The organism is Cognatundibacterium aquatile, assembly GCF_014699135.1.
GTDB lineage: Bacteria > Pseudomonadota > Gammaproteobacteria > Burkholderiales > Burkholderiaceae_D > Undibacterium > Undibacterium aquatile.
Map to the genome: position 1 here is coordinate 81102 of NZ_JACOFT010000003.1, position 18133 is coordinate 99234.

Annotated in this window: 17 protein-coding genes; 11 read left to right on the top strand and 6 right to left on the bottom strand. The window is 50.4% G+C overall.

Going from position 1 to position 18133, the window contains the following annotated elements; translation table 11 throughout:
- Positions 1–51: 51 nt before the first annotated feature.
- Positions 52–1170 (top strand): glutamate 5-kinase, encoded by a 1119-nt coding sequence (gene proB, locus H8K26_RS08940; RefSeq protein ID WP_190478966.1) that lies wholly within the window; start codon positions 52–54, stop codon positions 1168–1170.
- Positions 1171–1214: 44 nt separating this feature from the next.
- Here proB and H8K26_RS08945 read toward each other — a convergent pair whose 3' ends face one another.
- Together H8K26_RS08945 and H8K26_RS08950 are read right to left on the bottom strand one after the other, a co-directional pair.
- Positions 1215–1748 (bottom strand): CNP1-like family protein, encoded by a 534-nt coding sequence (locus H8K26_RS08945; protein WP_190478969.1) that lies wholly within the window; start codon positions 1746–1748, stop codon positions 1215–1217.
- Positions 1749–1751: 3 nt separating this feature from the next.
- A complete protein-coding gene (locus H8K26_RS08950) occupies positions 1752–2327 on the bottom strand; it encodes an RNA pyrophosphohydrolase (protein ID WP_186882815.1) in 576 nt (191 codons plus the stop codon).
- Positions 2328–2543: 216 nt separating this feature from the next.
- Between H8K26_RS08950 and H8K26_RS08955 the strand changes: the two genes are divergently transcribed.
- Positions 2544–4280, top strand: a complete 1737-nt coding sequence (locus H8K26_RS08955) for a proline--tRNA ligase (RefSeq protein ID WP_190478971.1) — start codon at positions 2544–2546, stop codon at positions 4278–4280.
- Between the two features lie 135 nt (positions 4281–4415).
- Positions 4416–5012: a lytic transglycosylase domain-containing protein gene (locus H8K26_RS08960; RefSeq protein WP_223826977.1), complete on the top strand. Its 597-nt coding sequence runs from the start codon at positions 4416–4418 to the stop codon at positions 5010–5012.
- A gap of 133 nt (positions 5013–5145) precedes the next feature.
- Here H8K26_RS08960 and H8K26_RS08965 read toward each other — a convergent pair whose 3' ends face one another.
- Together H8K26_RS08965 and ffh are read right to left on the bottom strand one after the other, a co-directional pair.
- Positions 5146–5475, bottom strand: a complete 330-nt coding sequence (locus H8K26_RS08965; RefSeq protein ID WP_186882817.1) for an SWIB/MDM2 domain-containing protein — start codon at positions 5473–5475, stop codon at positions 5146–5148.
- A gap of 246 nt (positions 5476–5721) precedes the next feature.
- On the bottom strand, positions 5722–7089 hold the full coding sequence (ffh, locus tag H8K26_RS08970) for a signal recognition particle protein (RefSeq protein ID WP_186882818.1): 1368 nt from the start codon (positions 7087–7089) through the stop codon (positions 5722–5724).
- 391 nt (positions 7090–7480) lie between these two features.
- Here ffh and H8K26_RS08975 point away from each other — a divergent pair, with 391 nt between their 5' ends.
- The 7 genes from H8K26_RS08975 (at position 7481) to H8K26_RS09005 (ending at position 16193) form a co-directional block, all read left to right on the top strand.
- Positions 7481–8629: an ABC transporter substrate-binding protein gene (locus H8K26_RS08975; protein WP_190478973.1), complete on the top strand. Its 1149-nt coding sequence runs from the start codon at positions 7481–7483 to the stop codon at positions 8627–8629.
- 115 nt (positions 8630–8744) lie between these two features.
- Positions 8745–9890 (top strand): ABC transporter substrate-binding protein, encoded by a 1146-nt coding sequence (locus H8K26_RS08980; protein ID WP_190478975.1) that lies wholly within the window; start codon positions 8745–8747, stop codon positions 9888–9890.
- Positions 9891–10149: 259 nt separating this feature from the next.
- Positions 10150–11121, top strand: coding sequence for an ABC transporter substrate-binding protein (locus H8K26_RS08985; RefSeq protein WP_186897064.1), 972 nt, complete (start codon positions 10150–10152; stop codon positions 11119–11121).
- A gap of 115 nt (positions 11122–11236) precedes the next feature.
- Positions 11237–12055: an ABC transporter permease gene (locus H8K26_RS08990; protein ID WP_190478976.1), complete on the top strand. Its 819-nt coding sequence runs from the start codon at positions 11237–11239 to the stop codon at positions 12053–12055.
- Position 12056: 1 nt separating this feature from the next.
- Complete coding sequence (locus H8K26_RS08995) at positions 12057–12854, top strand: ABC transporter ATP-binding protein (RefSeq protein WP_190478978.1); 798 nt, start codon at positions 12057–12059, stop codon at positions 12852–12854.
- A 53-nt stretch (positions 12855–12907) separates the two neighbouring features.
- On the top strand, positions 12908–14710 hold the full coding sequence (locus H8K26_RS09000) for a sensor histidine kinase (protein ID WP_190478980.1): 1803 nt from the start codon (positions 12908–12910) through the stop codon (positions 14708–14710).
- A gap of 133 nt (positions 14711–14843) precedes the next feature.
- A complete protein-coding gene (locus tag H8K26_RS09005) occupies positions 14844–16193 on the top strand; it encodes a sigma-54-dependent transcriptional regulator (RefSeq protein ID WP_317889263.1) in 1350 nt (449 codons plus the stop codon).
- Between the two features lie 39 nt (positions 16194–16232).
- Here the strand turns inward: H8K26_RS09005 and H8K26_RS09010 are convergent, their stop codons facing one another.
- Both H8K26_RS09010 and H8K26_RS09015 read right to left on the bottom strand, forming a co-directional pair.
- On the bottom strand, positions 16233–17021 hold the full coding sequence (locus tag H8K26_RS09010) for a type IV pili methyl-accepting chemotaxis transducer N-terminal domain-containing protein (RefSeq protein ID WP_190478982.1): 789 nt from the start codon (positions 17019–17021) through the stop codon (positions 16233–16235).
- Positions 17022–17321: 300 nt separating this feature from the next.
- Positions 17322–17891 carry a YIP1 family protein gene (locus tag H8K26_RS09015; RefSeq protein ID WP_186882826.1) on the bottom strand — a complete coding sequence of 190 codons (570 nt, stop codon included), beginning with the start codon at positions 17889–17891 and terminating at the stop codon, positions 17322–17324.
- 1 nt (position 17892) lies between these two features.
- Between H8K26_RS09015 and H8K26_RS17890 the strand changes: the two genes are divergently transcribed.
- Entirely contained in the window at positions 17893–18024 is a 132-nt protein-coding gene (locus H8K26_RS17890) for a hypothetical protein (RefSeq protein ID WP_263398856.1), read from the top strand.
- Positions 18025–18133: the final 109 nt, after the last annotated feature.

Here is an 18133-nt window from a genome sequence, read left to right on the forward strand (position 1 = left end):
ATAAAGTATAATTTAAGACTTTCCTCCCCATCGACTTTGGTTTTACTCTTTATGCATTCTGTGATCCAGCAAGCCAAACGGCTGATAATTAAAGTGGGTTCTTCACTAGTAACAAATGACGGCAAAGGTATCGACAAGGTAGCGATAGAACGATGGGCTGTACAGATCGCCGCATTGCGACAAATGGGGAAGGAAGTTGTTCTGGTCAGCTCTGGTGCCATTGCTGAGGGGCGGCAACGGTTAGGTTTTGACAAACGACCGACAGGCATACATGAGCTGCAGGCTTGCGCCGCCGTGGGGCAAATGGGGCTTGCGCAAATATATGAAAGCAGCTTTCGGGCGCATAACATCGGTACGGCGCAGATTTTACTTACTCATGCTGATCTTGCTGATCGCGAACGTTATCTGAACGCTCGCTCGACCTTATTCACCTTGTTGCAATTCGGTATCGTTCCTATCATCAACGAAAATGATACGGTTGTGACTGATGAAATCAAGTTTGGCGACAACGACACCTTGGGTGCGCTGGTGGCGAATTTAATCGAGGCCGATGCCTTGATTATTCTGACGGATCAAAAAGGCTTGTATACCGCAGATCCTCGGAAAAATCCCGATGCAAAATTTGTACATGAAGCGAAAGCAGGGGATTTAACACTGGAGGCGATGGCCGGCGGAGCCGGCTCCAGCCTCGGTAGCGGCGGAATGCTGACCAAGATTCTGGCCGCCAAACGTGCAGCGAGTTCCGGGGCGCATACCGTGATCGCCTGGGGGCGCGAAGAGGATGTGCTGGTCAGGCTGGCAAACGGCGAAGCCATCGGCACGCAGCTGGTTTCCGATATGGCACCGATTGCTGCGCGCAAACAATGGCTGGCGGATCATTTGCAAACTGCGGGTACTATTGTGCTCGATGCTGGTGCCGTACAGAAATTAACACGGGAAGGTAAATCCTTGTTACCGATCGGGGTGCTGGATGTGAGCGGTGAGTTTGGCCGCGGCGAGGTGGTGACTTGTGTTGATGAAGCGGGGCGTGTTATTGCAAGAGGGCTGTCGAATTATGCCAGCGCAGACGCGCGGCGGATTAAGCGCCATCCTTCGGCTGAAATTGCAGCCATTCTTGGCTTTGTCGAAGAGCAGGAACTGATACACCGGGACAACCTGGTTGTTCTGTAAAAAAAGGTGCCTGAGCACCTTTTTTTGTATAAGTCCCGCGTTTTTTAGCGATTAAACGGCGAGCGTTTCCCGTTTAATCGGTCCGTGATCATTGCAGCTTTTCCGGCAACCGTATTGCCGTCACACAAATACTCGGTGTATAAAACGTGGTGCTGCTTGTTAGCGCCAGCATTTGAAATTCTGTCCCACTCTTTACGTCGAGATGCTGACCAGGTGCCGTCGCTGCGACCAAATGCGTAGAGCTTTTTTTCATAGCTTTCACAACGTATTGCTTCATAACTGACGTTTTTCGCGCCATTGCTGCTGGTCGACACCAGGGTGTAACGCACAGAACCATCTTTTTCGACAGAAACCGATGGCTTATCAATCGAAAAAGTCTGCGTGCCGCTGTTATAAAAAGGCAGCAGATTTTCTGATTTTGGTGCGGCAGGTAATTGCAGTGCCGTTTCCTGCCATCCTGTATTCACTTCATCGTCTTCCTGATCTGCTGCGTGCGTCAGCGGCAGATGCAATCCGGCTGCAATCAGCAGCAGTCCGAACAAGCCTTTGGCATAGCGGTGTTGATTGTCATGTGCCATAAATTATTTCGATTCTTCCTGTTCAGGTTTGTCCGGATTCATCAATTTTTCCGTGACCTTCGGCGTTTGTCGTTGCGAGCGCTGGCGCTGGGCTCCGGGGTGATCGCTTCTGTGCAGATAACGGGATAACTCCTGTAACGCCAGTTGATAAACACCTCGTTTAAATTCAATCACCACGTCCAGCGGCACCCAGTATTCATGCCAGCGCCACGCATCGAATTCAGGATGGTTGCTGGCACGCAGGTTGATATCGCAATCGCGACCAACCATGCGTAGCAAAAACCAGATCTGTTTTTGCCCACGGTAATGCCCACGAATTTCACGTTTGATAAAATGATCTGGCACCTCATAACGGAGCCAGTCACGGGTGCGGCCGATAATTTTGACATGTTCCCGCAACAAACCTGTTTCTTCTTCCAACTCACGAAACATTGCCTGCTCAGGAGATTCGCCATATTTAATGCCACCTTGCGGGAATTGCCATGAGTGCTCGCGCACGCGCTTTCCCCACCAGACTTGATTGTTGGCGTTAAGCAAAATTATGCCAACGTTAGGGCGGAAGCCTTCACGATCTAGCATGTCTAACCTCAAAACTTTCTGTGGCTAAACGGCTTGTCCCTGCAATTGAAAGCGTCGGTTACGTCAAAAAGCGAGCCCATTTAGTTCCGGGCAGCAGCCAGTCTGGCGAACAAAACGCGGTTTCCTTCATCAAATATGCAAAGAGTGGGCGCATTAGCCAGCTAATCCTTTAAAATTGAGTTGATTATAACCTTCCATTTAAAAAGAATCACTGTCATGCGAGCTACCCGATTTTTTATTTCTACACTTAAAGAAGCCCCTGCCGACGCTGAGATCGTCAGCCACAAACTGATGATGCGTGCCGGCATGATTAAACGTCTGGGATCCGGCATTTACAACTACATGCCTATGGGCTTGCGCGTGATTCGTAAAGTCGAAAATATCGTCCGCGAAGAGATGAATCGCGCCGGTGCGATTGAAATGCTGATGCCGGTTGTGCAGCCTGCGGAACTCTGGCAGGAAACCGGTCGCTGGGACAAAATGGGCCCGGAACTGATGCGTGTGAAAGACCGTCATGGCCGTGATTACATCATTCAGCCAACCTCGGAAGAAGCGATTACCGATGTCGTGCGTTCGGACATCCGTTCATATCGTCAGTTGCCAGTCAACTTCTATCACATTCAGACCAAATTCCGCGATGAACGCCGTCCGCGTTTCGGTCTGATGCGTGGTCGTGAATTTACGATGAAAGATGCATATTCTTTTGATCGCGACGTTGATGGTCTGAAGAAATCGTATCAGATCATGTTTGACGCTTACACCCGGATTTTCCAGCGTTTTGGCCTGCAATTCCGCGCCGTTGCCGCGGACAACGGTGCGATTGGCGGCTCTGGCTCGCATGAGTTCCATGTGATTGCAGAAACCGGTGAAGATGCGCTGGTGTATTGCCCGATATCGGATTACGCGGCCAATATGGAAGCCGCAGAGGCGGTGGCATTGTCGGCAACGCGCCCTGGCGCGAGCGCAGCACTGACCAAAACAGCGACGCCTGGCAAAGCCAAGTGCGAGGACGTTGCCGCATTCTTAAATATTCCTTTGCAAAGCACAGTCAAATCGATCGTACTCGCGGTGGATGATGAAGAAAAAGGCGAGGCAGGCAAACAAATCTGGCTGTTGCTGCTGCGCGGCGATCACGAGTTGAATGAAGTCAAGGCCAACAAGATACCGGGTCTGGCAAATTACCGTTTCGCCACCGAAGCGGAAATCGTTGAATGGTTCGGCACATTGCCAGGCTACTTAGGCCCTATCAATACCAAAAAACCTGTCCACATCGTCGCTGATCGTACGGTGGCGAATATGGCCGATTTTGTTTGCGGCGCGAATGAAGCAGATTTCCATTTCACCGGTGCAAACTGGGGACGTGATTTGCCTGAGCCGCTGGTGCTGGATATCCGCAATGTGGTTGATGGCGATCCTTCGCCTGATGGCAAAGGTGTGCTGGCGATACAGCGCGGCATTGAAGTTGGCCATGTATTCCAGCTCGGCACGCGCTATTCGCAAGACATGAAGGCCACATTCCTCGATGAAAATGGCAAACCACAATTGCTGCAAATGGGGTGCTACGGTATCGGCGTGACCCGTATTCTTGGCGCGGCGATAGAACAGAATTTCGACGATAAAGGCATTATCTGGCCAACCGCGATTGCCCCGTTTGAAGTCGTGATCTGCCCTATGGGTATGGATCGCAGCGAGGCGGTCAAAGCAGAAACCGAAAAGCTCTATGCGGCGATGCTGGAAGCTGGCATTGACGTTATTCTGGATGATCGTGGTGAGCGTCCTGGTGCGATGTTCGCCGACTGGGAGTTGATCGGCGTGCCGCATCGCGTGGTAATCGGTGACCGTGGTCTGAAAGAAGGTAAGCTGGAATACGTCGGCCGTCGCGATACTGAAGCGACCAACGTTCCGGTTGCTGAGATGCTGGCTTTTGTTCAGAGCAAGCTGGTAGCGGCGTAAAGCGGCTAAATATACTGGGGGGAGTATCTTCAAACCACCTTTTGTTTATTCAGACAATTGGCATGAAATGACAGATACTCCCCTTAAATCTTAATTTTTGAGAAGTTGAAAGCGATTTTGCTGTTGCCCCGATGGATGATCTTGCTGTTCAGTTTATGGACCGCATTGCTGTATGCCTTGCCGGCACACGCCGGTAATCAGAAAGAAGAAGCCATGGCGGATTCGGTTCGTCTCGCCTTGTCAAAAGCGATTTCTGACCCGCGTCCGCCCAAACCCAGCTTCAATACGATAGAAGAGCGCATCAGCTATCTGCACTGGCTGGGCGAAATGTCGTCGCGCCTGAAAAAGCGGATACCGGATTATCAGACGCGCATCGAGTTGCTCGAAACGATATGGTATGAATCCAAACGCGCAGGGTTGGATCCTGCGATGGTGATGGGTTTGATGCAGGTCGAATCGGCATTCCGCAAATACGCGACCTCGGTGGTCGGCGCGCGCGGTTATATGCAGGTGATGCCATTCTGGTCGCGCAGCATCGGCGATGGTGATGCGACCAAGTTATTTCACATGCAAACCAATCTGCGCTATGGCTGCTCTATCCTGCGGCTGTATATGGATATGGAAAAGGGCGATTTATATCTGGCGCTGGGCCGTTATAACGGCAGCCGTGGCAAGCCGGAATATCCGAATGCCGTACTGGCAAACTGGAAGAACTGGGAATTTAAGAAGTAAGCAGATATTTTCAGGTTTGAAAATAAAACCAGAAAACAAAAATGCCCGCGCGATGCGGGCATTTTTGTTTGGGATGGGACATTTTCTTCCCATAAAGTTTCCCAACGCAACTGCGGTTGCTATTCCTGAAGAATCAGGACAGGTGACCGGAAATGAGTTTTGTCATTTCAAACATGGAGACTTGCGCTTTACCACCGAAAACGGCTTTCAGCTTGTCATCTGCATTGATATTGCGTTTGTTTTCTGGTGCTTGCAGGTTATGCTTTTTGATGTATTCCCATACTTTTTTCGTCACTTCAGTACGTGGAATCGGTGCGGCACCGATCACTGCTGCCAGCGTTGGGGAAATCGTCATTGGCTTCATGAACGCTGCGTTTGGCTTGCGTTCTGCTGCCGGTTTAGCTGCTGCCTTTTTTGGTGCTGCGGCTGGTTTCGCTGCTGGTTTTTTTGCTGCTGTTGCCATAAATAGCCTCCTTCACAATTTTGTGGACGGAGCTTTGATCGTTTTGAAAAGCTCCTGCATTGCGTCACTTCACGCATCGCCCATAGTGGTGCGGTTTCCACGGTGATGCAAGTCTTTTTTGTGCGTTTTTTAAGAAAAAATGCAGGAAATGCTGCTTCGTTGGATTTCTATCCAAAAAAAAGCCGTATCAGCAGGGTTTTACCTCTGATACGGCCATTTTTTGTAACATCAGCTTACGTCTGAAAATCAGCGTTTTCCTGGCATCATTCCCTTCATTCCGCGCAGCATTTTCATCATGCCGCCACCGCGCAATTTTTTCATCATGGACTGCATTTGCTCGAATTGCGCCAGCATACGGTTAACTTCTTGAATCTGCACACCGGCACCGGTGGCAATGCGGCGTTTGCGTGAGGCTTTAATCAGCTCTGGTTTCGCGCGTTCCAGCGGCGTCATGGAATTGATAATGCCTTCCATGCGGCGCACGGATTTTTCTGCCTGATCCATATTCGCACCGGCGGCGGCCTGCTGCATTTGCGCTGGCAATTTATCCATGAGTCCGGATAGTCCGCCCATGTTTTTCATTTGCGAAATTTGCATTTTAAAGTCGTTCATGTCGAACTTGCCGCCGTCTTTGATTTTGTGCGCCAGATTCTGCGCAGCGGCGACGTCCATGCCCTTTTGCGCCGATTCGACCAACGCCATGATGTCGCCCATGCCTAGCACACGGCTGGCCATGCGGGTCGCATCAAAGGCTTCCAGTCCATCAAGTTTTTCAGCAACACCGACAAATTTAATCGGTTTGCCAGTCACGTAACGTACCGACAAAGCTGCACCACCGCGCGAATCACCGTCGAGCTTGGTCAGCACCACGCCAGTCAGTGGCAACGCATCGTTAAACGCTTTGGCGGTATTGACGGCATCCTGCCCCAGCATGGCGTCAACGACGAATAAAGTTTCGATAGGCTTGACTGCGGCGTGTACAGCGGCGATTTCCTGCATCATCGCTTCATCAATACCAAGACGACCGGCGGTATCGATGATCAACACATCGTGGTAATGTTTTTTTGCGTAATCCAACGCGGCCAGGGCGATATCGACAGGCTTCTGATCTGGTGTCGATGGGAAAAAGTCGGCACCGACTTGTCCGGTCACCGTTTGCAACTGGCCGATCGCGGCCGGACGATAAACGTCGGCTGAAACGGTCAGCACTTTTTTCTTTTTCTGTTCGCGCAGATATTTGGCGAGCTTACCGACGGTGGTCGTTTTACCCGCACCCTGCAAACCCGCCATCAGAATAATCGCTGGTGGCTGGCAGGCAAAGCTGAGTTGCGAGGCTTCTTCGCCGAGATCGGCGCCCATCAATACGGCGAGTTCTTTCTGAACGATGCCGACCAATGCCTGGCCGGGAGTCAGTGAAGAGATAACTTCTTCGCCCATCGCTTTTTCTTTAACGCGGGCGATCAGTTCGCGTACTGCAGGCAAGGCAACGTCCGCTTCTAACAATGCCATGCGCACTTCGCGCAGCATATCGGCTGTGTTGGATTCGGTCAGTCTGGCTTCGCCGCGCATAGTCTTAACGACTTTAGCGAGGCGCTGGGTAAGGTTATCAAGCATAGCGAACGAGTAGAATTTCTTGAGTAAAAAGCAAATTGAGCGCAGTTGCCAGCCTGGCGCTTAACTGCCAGAGGCAAAACAATCCGCCATTTTACCTGATCACCGCAGTGGCTCTGCGAATTCATAGAAAAGCTTGTGGTTGAAATGCAGATGTTCCGTAAAATCAGAATGTTTACATGAACAATTCTGTAAAATCAGAAGAGATTCATTTCTGTTGGGGTTATTTCTTTGCTGACACAGATAAGCGTCACCGGTTTTTGCTTACATTTTTCCTGGGAATAAAATCTGCTTTGGCCTGATAATTATATTTCTTTATGGTAATTATTTTTGTTGTCTTTGCTGCGAAATTGTAAAAAACCTAAGTCCATTGAAAAGCTGGAAATCAAATCAAATGAAAAAAAATCTATCGCGCCGTTTGTTTGTTGTCGGTTTGCTCGCCGTCGGCACGTTCTTCTCCAGCTTGCATGCAAACGCAGAGGATGGCGTGACGGATTCCGCTATCTTGCTGGGGCAGACGATAGGCGTGACCGGGCAAATTGCTGGGCCTGTTAAGGAAATGATGGCAGGTGCTGCCGCCTATTTTGCCTACGTTAATAAAAACGGTGGAGTACATGGCCGTAAAATTGAAGTAAAGACACTGGATGATAAATTTGATCCGGCGCTGGCAATGAGCAATGCCGATGCTCTGATCAGGAAAGAGCACGTGTTTGCGTTGTTCCAGAGTCGTGGTACACCGCATACACAGGCGATTCTGCCTTTGCTGGCAGAACATAAAATTCCGTTGATTGCCCCTTCAACCGGCGCGGTGACATTTCATACGCCGGTCAATCATTACGTGTTTAATGTCCGTGCCAAATATCAGGATGAAGTGAAAAAGGCCGTCGAGCAATTTGCCACTATCGGCCTGAAAGATATTGTTTTGGTCCACGTTGACGACAGTTTTGGGAAAGATGGACTGGAAGGGTTTCAAAGCGCGATGCAGCAATTCAAGCTGAAACCGGTCTCCATCATTTCTTACGACAGAGCCAAACCGGATATTAAAGCGGTCGCTGCAAGCGTCGTTCAAAGCGGGGGCAAGGCCTTAATTCTGGTGACGTCTGGCACGACAACAGCGGAGTTGATCAATGCCATACGTGATGCTGGTAGTGCGATACAGATCATGGCGGTATCGAATAATTCATCGCAGTCTTTTATTGATTCGCTGGGTAAACATGCGACTGGCATTATGGTGTCGCAGATCGTACCTGCACCGCATCTGTTGTCCAGCCAGTTGGGGCAAGAGTTCCGGCAAGTTACGAAAGAGCATCATGTAACTGAATCGTATGCCGCGATGGAAGGATTTGTCTCTGCCAAAGTGATGGTAGAAGGTTTGCGCCGTGCCGGTAAAAACCCCACAAGAGAGGGGCTGATCCGGGCACTGGAATCAATTAAACGCTTTGACCTCGGCGGGCTGACACTGACGTATTCAGAAAAAGACCACACTGGCAGTGAATTTGTGGAGCTGACCATGATTGGACGTGACAAGCGTTTCTTACGCTGATTCTTTTTATGATCTATAAGGATTTTTCGTCCTGTATGTGATTGAGTTTTTATATTTTTTGTTATGAGTTATGGAGCGCTGACGTCATAACCTGTTATTTTTTTCGGAGACTATTATGCGCAAAAAAAAATTGAATCATCTGATTGCCGGGCTCAGTCTGAGCGTGGTAGCCCTCTTCGCCAGTGCTATCGCTGCGGCTGAAGATGGTGTGACAGATTCGACGATATTGTTAGGACAAACCGTCGGTGTCACCGGCCCGATTGCCGGAGCTGTCAAAGAAATGCAGGCAGGTGCAAATGCCTACTTTGCTTATGTGAATAAAAACGGTGGAGTGAATGGCCGGAAAATTGAACTCATCACTCTGGATGATAAATTTGATGCGACCCAGGCCTATAAAAATGCGGAAACGCTGATTAAAAAAGACCACGTGTTTGCATTGTTCCAAAGCCGCGGCACACCGACGTCTGAGATTTTATTTCCGCTGTTGAATGAACATAAAATTCCGCTGGTTGCTCCGAGTACAGGCGCGGTAGTGATGCATCAGCCTTTGCATCGTTACGTATTCAACGTGCGGGCGAAATATCAGGATGAGGTCAGAAAAGCGGTCGAGCAGTTTTCTACGATAGGCCTGAAAGAAGTCGGCATCATTCATATTGACGACAGTTTCGGACATGATGCCTTGGAAGGTTTTCTGGCGGCAGAAAACAGCTTTAAGCTGAAACCGGCAGCAACGATTAAGTTTGACCGTTTAAAACCTGATGTGGCTGCGGTGGTTCATGCGGTAAAGGCGTCGAATGCAAAAGCCCTGATTATTGTCGGTGCTGCTCCCGTTACCGCAGATATCATTAAATCCTTGCGTGCCGGTGGCAACACCGCGCAGATCATGACTTTATCCAATAACGCGACACAAGGATTTATTGATAGTCTGGGCCCGCACGCAGTGGGCATTATGGTGTCACAAGTGATGCCCGCGCCGAATCTGGCGACGCAACTGGGTCAGGAATTCAAGCAGGTGACGAAAGGGACTACGGTACCAGAGTCTTATTCCGCGATGGAAGGCTTCGTGTCTGCGAAAGTGCTGGTCGAAGGCTTGAAGAAAAGCGGTCGCGGTCTGACGCGTGATGGCTTTGTGCGGGCGCTGGAATCGATGCATAAAAATGATATCGGCGGCATTTTGTTGACCTATGGTGAGAAAGATCATAGTGGCAGTGAATTCGTTGAATTGACGATTATCAATCGCGACAAGAAATTTTTACGCTGATCCTTTGAGAATCTACCTTCGTTTCTGTTTAGTCCCAGACGGGCTGGAAAGCGAAGGTATAAGTGATGCAACGCCGAATACAATGCTGGAGTCTCAGAAGATTCCGGCATTTTTTTCTGAATATTCAGACTGTTTGCGGCAAATTATTTACGGAGGTCTAATGGAATCAATTATTTACGTGAGTTGCGTTATTGGCACGATCTGTGCTGATAGATCCGTGTTGACATCAACGTTATCGAAAAAATCATAAGGAGATAGTATGTTGAAGAAAGTATTGACGATGGCCGCCGTGATTCCTCTGGCATTGGCTGGCAGTGCTCAGGCACAGGAAGTTGTCCGTCTCGGTAACCTCAAATTCGCCCATTATGGTGCGGTATCCTACATCAAAGAAATCGCACCGAAATGCGGTCTGAAAGTAGAAGAGCGCGTTTTTTCCAAAGGCCTCGATGCGATGCAGGCAGTGATCGCCGGAGAGCTGGATGTCGGCGCAGTCTCTTCTGAAGCGGCGATTTCTGGTCGCGCCAGCGGCACACCAATTTATGTGGTGGCTGGTTTTGCCAAAGGTGGTGCGCGCCTCGTCGCTCGTGCTGATCTCAGCGTTAAAACGGTCAAGGATCTGAAAGGCAAAAAAGTGGGTGTCACGCGCGGTGGCATTCAGGATATTTTGCTGGCTGCCGAGTTGTCGCAGAATGGGCTGACGTATTCCGATCAGCCTGGTAAAGATGTGCAGATTATTTACCTCGGTTTTCCTGATCTGAATCAGGCTTTGCTGGGTAAAAATATCGATGCGATGATGCAGTCTGAACCTTACTCTTCACAGTCGATTGGTAAAGGCTTCGGTAAAGAGGTCATCAAGCCTTACGATACTCCGCTGGGTGAACCAGTACGTGCGATGGTGATGACTGAGAAGTTTTATAAAGAACGCCGCCCTGTCGCTGAAAAATTCATGCGTTGTTTCGTTGAAGCGACAAAAGCCTTCATCGACAACAAAGATCTGGCTGAAAAATATGTGCGCGAAAGTATGTTCAAAGGTCAGGTCAGCCACGAAGACTTTGTGAATGCGATAGGAAATTCACCTTACTCTTACGATATGTCTGTAGAGCATATTCAGGTCACGACGGATCTGATGCAAAAATACGGCATCGGCAAAATGAGCAAGCCGCCAGTGGCAAAAGAATGGGTCAAAACAGATTTGCTTGAGCAAGCGAAGAAAAGTCTGAACATTAAATAAGTACCGGTAAGCCCTGGTACTCCCGGCACAGCATCAGCCTGCAACATTCAGAACAGAAGCAAGTCTCTTGCTATTCCCTGACGCTGCTTCTGTTTCTCTTTTCTAAGGACAACAAATGAAATTCAAATGGCGTGAAATTGGCGCGGGTCTGATTGTGCCCGCCATCCTCATCGCGATCTGGCAAATCGTCACCAGCAATGGCTGGGTCAATCCGCAAGTATTACCTTCACCGGTAGCTGTGGTGAAAAAATGGATAGAGTACGCATTGCCGCTGGAAGCGTATGACCCGGCGACCATGAGCCGTTTGTCATGGGCATTTTCCGGTGAACTGGTGCGTGACACCATCGGCAGTATGTATCGTGTGCTGGTTGGTTTTGTGGTCGGTGCCGGGCTTGCATTGCCGCTGGGGCTGGCGATGGGATCAAGCCAGCGCGTCTATGCCTGGATGAATCCATTGATGCAGGTCTTGCGTCCGATTCCGCCGATTGCGTATATTCCTTTGTCTATCCTCTGGTTCGGACTCGGTAATCCGCCGGCAATTTTCCTGATTGCGATCGGCGCGTTTTTCCCGGTATTGATGAATACGATTGCCGGTGTGCGTCATGTTGACGGGATCTACATCCGCGCGGCCCGTAATCTCGGTGCCAGCCAGAGCACAATGTTTGTACGGGTCATGCTGCCTGCGGCTGTGCCGTATATTTTATCAGGGGTGCGTATCGGTATCGGTACCGCTTTCATTGTCGTGATCGTTTCTGAAATGATTGCGGTGAATAACGGTCTGGGTTTCCGGATTCTCGAAGCGCGTGAGTATTTCTGGTCGGACAAAATTATCGCCGGCATGATCAGCATCGGTATGCTGGGTCTGGCAATTGATCTGGCGATGAATAAATTAAATAACTATTTACTGCGCTGGCACCGTGGATTGGAGAATTGAGATGAATCCCACACATATCAAAGTGAATGCGGTCAATAAAATCTTCAAGACTGCAGACAAAGAAGTCGTCGCCCTGCGCGACATTAATCTGGAAATTCCTGAAGGGCAGTTTGTTTGCCTGCTTGGCCCTTCCGGTTGCGGTAAATCGACCTTGCTGAATGCGATTGCCGGTTTTTCTTTGCCGTCGTCCGGCAGCATTATTGCGAATGGAAAAGCCGTGACTGAACCAGGCCCGGATCGCGGCATGGTGTTTCAGGAATACGCTTTATTTCCCTGGATGACCGTCGAGCAAAATATCGCTTTCGGACTGGAAATTAAAGGTATGGGAAAAGCCGATATCGCCTCACGCGTCAGCAAATTACTCGAGATGCTGGGTCTGGCCGATTTCAAACAGCGCTTTCCTAAAGATTTGTCCGGTGGTATGCGTCAGCGGGTTGCGATTGCCCGCGTGCTGGCGCTGGATTCACCGATCATGTTGATGGATGAACCGTTTGGTGCGTTGGATGCACTGACCCGCCGTAATCTGCAGGATGAGTTGCTGCGTCTCTGGGCGGAGCTGAAAAAGACCATTATTTTTGTGACGCACAGTATCGAAGAAGCGATTTATCTGGCCGACCGGATTATCGTCATGACCTATCGTCCGGGCACCGTGAAGAAAGATATTCTGATCGACCTGCCACGTTTGCGTGACCCGTCTGCAGCTGAATTCAACGCCTTGAAACGTGAACTCGGACAGCTCGTCATGGAAGAGCAGCAGCGTCATCATAATGATGAACTGAAAATGGCTGCCGTTGATTAAACATGCCCGTCATGCCATCACTATGATGGCAAAAGCAGGTCATTGAATAATATATGAACTCTCATCAGCGCATCATTACTATGTGTCTCAGTGCGGCATGTAGTGTGGCGCTGATTTTTTTTGCTTATTTATTTTTCGCACAAAAAGAAAAAAGTGAAATCCGTCTGGCCGGGGACAGGCAACTGCAAATCATTGCGCTGGATCTGGAGTCGGTGCTCGAGCGCTACGAGACTTTGCCGTACTCGATTTCGTATCTGCCGTTAGCCGCGCAGGTACTCGCGAATCCTGCTGACAAAGCACTGGTGCAGCAATTAAATCTGACACTGCAAGATATGCAGCAGCAGGCAAAAGTTGCCGCGATCTATCTGATGGATGCGCAAGGTCTGACGATCGCCTCCAGCAACTGGAATAGTGCACAAAGTTACATAGAAAAAAATTTCAGCTTTCGCCCCTACTTTCAGGATGCGATGGTGAAAGGTGGTGGGGCAGGCCATTTTTATGGGGTTGGCAACACCACGAGTATTCCCGGCTATTTTATTTCCCAACCGGTTCATGCATCGGCCGCGCAACGCAGTCATAGTGCGCCTGTCGGTGTAATTACGGTCAAGATCAGTCTGGATGAATTTCAGAAATCCTGGCGCAGTAATAATGAACCGATAGCACTGACTGATCGTAATGGCGTGGTTTTTCTCAGCAACCGCGACGAATGGCGCTATCGCAGTCTGCGTTTGCTGGATAAAGACGTTTTAAACGATATTCAGGCGACCTTGCAATATTCCGGTAAGCCGGTTACGGCCATCAGTAGCCTGCCCAAAAAAGATCAGGCTGGCTTTGGTGATTATCTGACGCGTCCGATTGGTCGTCTTGGCTGGCAACTGATGCTATTCCCCGATGAAAGCAAGGTGGTGCAGGCAGGTGTGCAGGCGGCGGTGATTTCCATGTTGTTGCTGGTGCTCGCGGCAACTGTTGCCGGTGTTTATTATCAGCGCCGACGCCGTATCGAAGAACGGCAGGCGGCGGCAATTGCTTTACAGCGCGCTGCTGATGAACTCGAATTAAAAATTGCGCAGCGTACCGGTGACTTAATCCTGGCCAATATGCAGCTAGAAGAACAGTTCAATAAATTGCAGACGACCGAGCAAGTGCTGCGTTCGACGCAGAATGAAATGGTGCAGACAGGTAAGCTGGCGATGCTGGGGCAAATGGCGGCGGGAATCACCCACGAGCTGAATCAACCGCTGACTGCCATCCGCGCGTTTGCCGATAACGCCGGCACATTTCTGCAGCGTGGTAAAACAGATGAGGCGATTGCGAACTTGCAGCATATCAGCGATGCCAGCGCACGCATGGGTTCCATCATCGCTCAGCTCAAGGGATTTGCCAGAAAGAGCAGCGGGCAGTTAGGCGCGGTTGACGTGTGTTCTGCTGTGCATGCATCCATCGCCATGTTGCAGAGCGATATTGAGCGGCTCAAGGTAGAGGTACAACTGGCGATGCCAGATAAGGTGCTGGTGCTGGGCGACAGTGTGCGAATAGAACAGGTCTTGATCAACCTGCTCAGAAATGCGCTGGATGCTGTGGAAACATCTGCTGTAAGAAAAATTGAGGTACTGCTGGAATTAAGTGATGCCCACGTCAGTTTGCAGATACGCGACAGCGGTGCAGGCTTACCGGAAGATGTCATTACACATTTGTTTGAACCGTTTTTTACCACCAAGCCCAGCGGCAAAGGTTTGGGACTGGGGCTGGCGATTTCGTCATCCATTGTGCAGGCAATGAACGGCAGTCTGCATGCGGGCAATCACATTCAGGGCGGTGCCCAGTTTGTGATCCGATTGCCCGTTTTGCCAGAATAATACTGGGGGGAGTATATTTTTTTGTCCTTTGTTTTCCTTGAGGTTAGACCGAAAAAGTTAAAATGAGGGGGGAGTATCTGATTTTCCTGGCATTTACAGCCAGAATAATCAGCGCCATAGAGAGGAATAAATTGTGTCAGCTTTGTCGGTTGTATTAATTGAAGATGAACAAGCCGTGCGTCTGGCAACCACGCAGACGCTGGAACTGGGCGGCTTTTCCGTCGCTGCTTTTGCCAGCGCAGAAGCGGCGCAGGCGCAATTGTCCGCAGGCTTTAGCGGGATCGTGGTGACGGATGTGCGCTTAACGGGAAAATCCGGGCTGGATTTACTGGCCGAGTTGGTCGCTGCGGATAAAGATTTACCGGTGATCGTGATTACCGGACATGGCGACGTCAGCATGGCGGTAGAGGCGATGCGCGCCGGTGCGTACGATTTCATAGAAAAGCCATTCTCGGCCGAGCGCTTGCTCAATACCTGTTTGCGCGCGCAGGAGAAACGCCGTCTGGTGCTGGAAAATCAGCAACTGAAACAAACTCTGGCGAATCGTCCGGCGATGCCTGAGCTGATCGGGCAGTCAGCGGCAATCGAAAAAATCCGCCATTTCATCCGCAATATCGGGCCGACGCCAGCCGACGTGCTGATACACGGTGCGACCGGCACCGGTAAAGAAGTGGTGGCGCGCCAGTTGCATCTGGCGAGTGGACGGGCGGGCGCATTTGTCGCGATCAATTGCGGCGCACTGCCTGAATCCGTATTTGAAAGCGAAATTTTCGGGCATGAGGCGGGCGCTTTTACCGGTGCGCAAAAACGTCGTATCGGCAAGCTTGAATACGCTAACGGTGGTACGGTATTTCTCGATGAAATTGAAAGCATGCCATTGGCGATGCAAGTTAAACTGCTGCGCGTGTTGCAGGAGCGCCGGTTGGAACGACTGGGCGGCAACAATCTGATCGAACTCGATTGCCGGATTATCGCCGCAACCAAAACCGATTTGCTGGCGCTGAGCGCAGAAAATAAATTCCGCGAAGATCTGTATTTCCGCCTGGCGATCGTGCATGTGTATCTGCCGCGCCTGAATGACAGACGCGAAGATATTCCTCTGTTACTGGCGCATTTTTTACAAGGTGCGGCACAGCGTTTTCAACGCCCGCTGCCGGAATGGAGTGCGGCCGAAATGCAGCTCTGGCAGCAACGCGACTGGGTAGGTAATGTGCGTGAATTACGCAATTTTGCAGACAAGCTGGTGCTCGGTGTCGCTGATATGCAGAGTCAGAACGAGAGTGAATATGTGAACGAAAACGCGACTGATAAACAGCCGCTGCCGGACGCGAACAGTCTGCCGAAAAAACTCGAGGCTATCGAAGCATCGCTGATCGCACAGGCGCTGCGTACGCATCAGTCGAATGTCGCGCTGGCAGCCGACAGTCTCGGTATTCCTAAAAAAACCCTGTACGACAAACTCAAAAAATATCAGCTCAATTAAGTGAGTGGCGCTGATAACAAAACCGGGCGCGCTTAGTATTTAGCTGAGTTGCTGATACAGGCTGGTGACTTTATCCATCTGTTCCAGAATACGATCACTGCTGGTGGCAACATTGATGGCAGACTGATGCCGCGTTTTAGCATCATCCGCTTGTTGCAGGGCTAGGTCGAAAAATAGCCATTGTTGCTGCGCCAGTTCAAGCTCATCTTTAATTTTTGCGGTGTTGACTGGCGCGTTCTTCAGCGCGTTCTGGGCCGCGACGAATTCTCTGCGTGCGCTGTCGAGCAGAGTGCTGGCGTCGGCTGGTGCGATATTCCATTGCCGACCTAAATAAAGCTTGGCCATTTTCTGCGACAACATCCTTTGCCTACCGGCGAGGTTGACCCATTTACCGCTGCTGTTTCCGGCAAGTTTTTCCAGCTGCAGCGTGCTGTCATCGGCCAGTTGCATCAGCTTGTCGCTCGATACGAGGATGCTTTTGCCATCGGTCTTGTTGGGTGCTTTTCCCACCAATAATTGTTTGTAATCGAGCCAGATTTTTTCGGCTTCGCTCAGGCGCGATTTGATGTCGGGATTTGGCGCGAAGGTCCGTAATTCCACCAGCTGGCGATCAAATACGGATAAGGACTGATCCAGAATTTTTCTGGCGTGTTCGGCATCGATATCCATGCCTAACTGCAAATAGGCTTTCGCCAGCCGCTGTGCCAGCATGCGCTGTCGTCCGGCTTTATTGATCGCATCACTGATGTTATTCACTTGTGCCGACGCCGGCAATATCAGTCCGCTGCTGAGGACCAGGCTGGTGAAGATGAAGGTTCTGCGTTTCATGATTGCTCTCCCGAATGACCCTGAGGATGCTAAGGGGTGGGGGAGTGCGCGTCTATTCGTCATTGGAACTAGACGCGGCAAGGCAAATGCCGGATGCGGGGCGGCTTCCGGCTTATCAAGATACTCCGGGGAGTATCTGAACAGGCCTTTTATTGATGCCGAAAATAAGGCTTTTTACGAAAAAAGAGGGGGGAGTATCTGGTAATGCGAAACCGGACACGTAGGCTGAGATGCAGCATGTCCGGCATCAGGGGAAGGCGCTGAAGAGCTAACGCGTGTTAGCACGCGTGACGGCAGGTTTTACCACATCAGTGGCAATGCGACAAAACTACAGAGCATGATCCAGACGATGCCACCGAAAGAGAAAATTTTGTAGCCCATGACTTGCGCGTCAACGGTATCTTCTAATTTCAAAATCGCATACAGGCCATGATACAGCACGCTGGCCGCCAATAGCAGACCCATAATCACGCAGGCGATCACCAGCCAGAGATCGGCGGATAACAAGCCCAGACTGGATAACCACATCGGCACCGCAGTAATGCTGGCCAGCAGAAAACTATCCTGAAAGTCCATGGTCACCTGATGATCTTTCGCCAGCTTGCGAATCAGCCAGCCCATCAGCGGTACGGTCATTAATTCCATGACCAGAAAAACGGCAGCCACATCAAGCCAGCGCAGGTAAGGCGCATCAACCCAGTATAAGGCGGCATGATGGCTGCCCGCATACAGCAATGCCAGCGGCGGGATCAATGAGCATGGCAACACCAGCAACAGAAAACTACGGATCACAGAAGGGTGAATCTTACTCACCGTATCCCAGCCGCCATGAAATGAAAATGGCATTTTTCCCAGATTCAGCAGATTCATAATGTCTCGTCCTTATCCTTATTGTGCTTTGATGGATATCGGTGTCAGTCTGGCTGCTCACCAATCAGTGAACTCGTGCAGCGGGCATCCGCCAGGGGAATTACTGATGCACAGAATTTATATCAATGTATGAGATAAGCAGAGAAAGTCAAGGAAACGATAGGCTGTGCTGTTTGAAGAATCAGTCTTTGTGGGTAATCGTCGGCAATCATGCGCAACAAAAAAAAGCCACGCTGACCGCG

Excerpts from the sequence above, each read along its gene's own strand:
- proB (WP_190478966.1), top strand. The coding sequence starts at position 52 with ATGCATTCTGTGATCCAGCAAGCCAAACGGCTGATAATTAAAGTGGGT.
- H8K26_RS08945 (WP_190478969.1), bottom strand. The coding sequence starts at position 1,748 with ATGGCACATGACAATCAACACCGCTATGCCAAAGGCTTGTTCGGACTG.
- H8K26_RS08950 (WP_186882815.1), bottom strand. The coding sequence starts at position 2,327 with ATGCTAGATCGTGAAGGCTTCCGCCCTAACGTTGGCATAATTTTGCTT.
- H8K26_RS08955 (WP_190478971.1), top strand. The coding sequence starts at position 2,544 with ATGCGAGCTACCCGATTTTTTATTTCTACACTTAAAGAAGCCCCTGCC.
- H8K26_RS08960 (WP_223826977.1), top strand. The coding sequence starts at position 4,416 with ATGATCTTGCTGTTCAGTTTATGGACCGCATTGCTGTATGCCTTGCCG.
- H8K26_RS08965 (WP_186882817.1), bottom strand. The coding sequence starts at position 5,475 with ATGGCAACAGCAGCAAAAAAACCAGCAGCGAAACCAGCCGCAGCACCA.
- ffh (WP_186882818.1), bottom strand. The coding sequence starts at position 7,089 with ATGCTTGATAACCTTACCCAGCGCCTCGCTAAAGTCGTTAAGACTATG.
- H8K26_RS08975 (WP_190478973.1), top strand. The coding sequence starts at position 7,481 with ATGAAAAAAAATCTATCGCGCCGTTTGTTTGTTGTCGGTTTGCTCGCC.
- H8K26_RS08980 (WP_190478975.1), top strand. The coding sequence starts at position 8,745 with ATGCGCAAAAAAAAATTGAATCATCTGATTGCCGGGCTCAGTCTGAGC.
- H8K26_RS08985 (WP_186897064.1), top strand. The coding sequence starts at position 10,150 with ATGTTGAAGAAAGTATTGACGATGGCCGCCGTGATTCCTCTGGCATTG.
- H8K26_RS08990 (WP_190478976.1), top strand. The coding sequence starts at position 11,237 with ATGAAATTCAAATGGCGTGAAATTGGCGCGGGTCTGATTGTGCCCGCC.
- H8K26_RS08995 (WP_190478978.1), top strand. The coding sequence starts at position 12,057 with ATGAATCCCACACATATCAAAGTGAATGCGGTCAATAAAATCTTCAAG.
- H8K26_RS09000 (WP_190478980.1), top strand. The coding sequence starts at position 12,908 with ATGAACTCTCATCAGCGCATCATTACTATGTGTCTCAGTGCGGCATGT.
- H8K26_RS09010 (WP_190478982.1), bottom strand. The coding sequence starts at position 17,021 with ATGAAACGCAGAACCTTCATCTTCACCAGCCTGGTCCTCAGCAGCGGA.
- H8K26_RS09015 (WP_186882826.1), bottom strand. The coding sequence starts at position 17,891 with ATGAATCTGCTGAATCTGGGAAAAATGCCATTTTCATTTCATGGCGGC.
- H8K26_RS17890 (WP_263398856.1), top strand. The coding sequence starts at position 17,893 with ATGTCTCGTCCTTATCCTTATTGTGCTTTGATGGATATCGGTGTCAGT.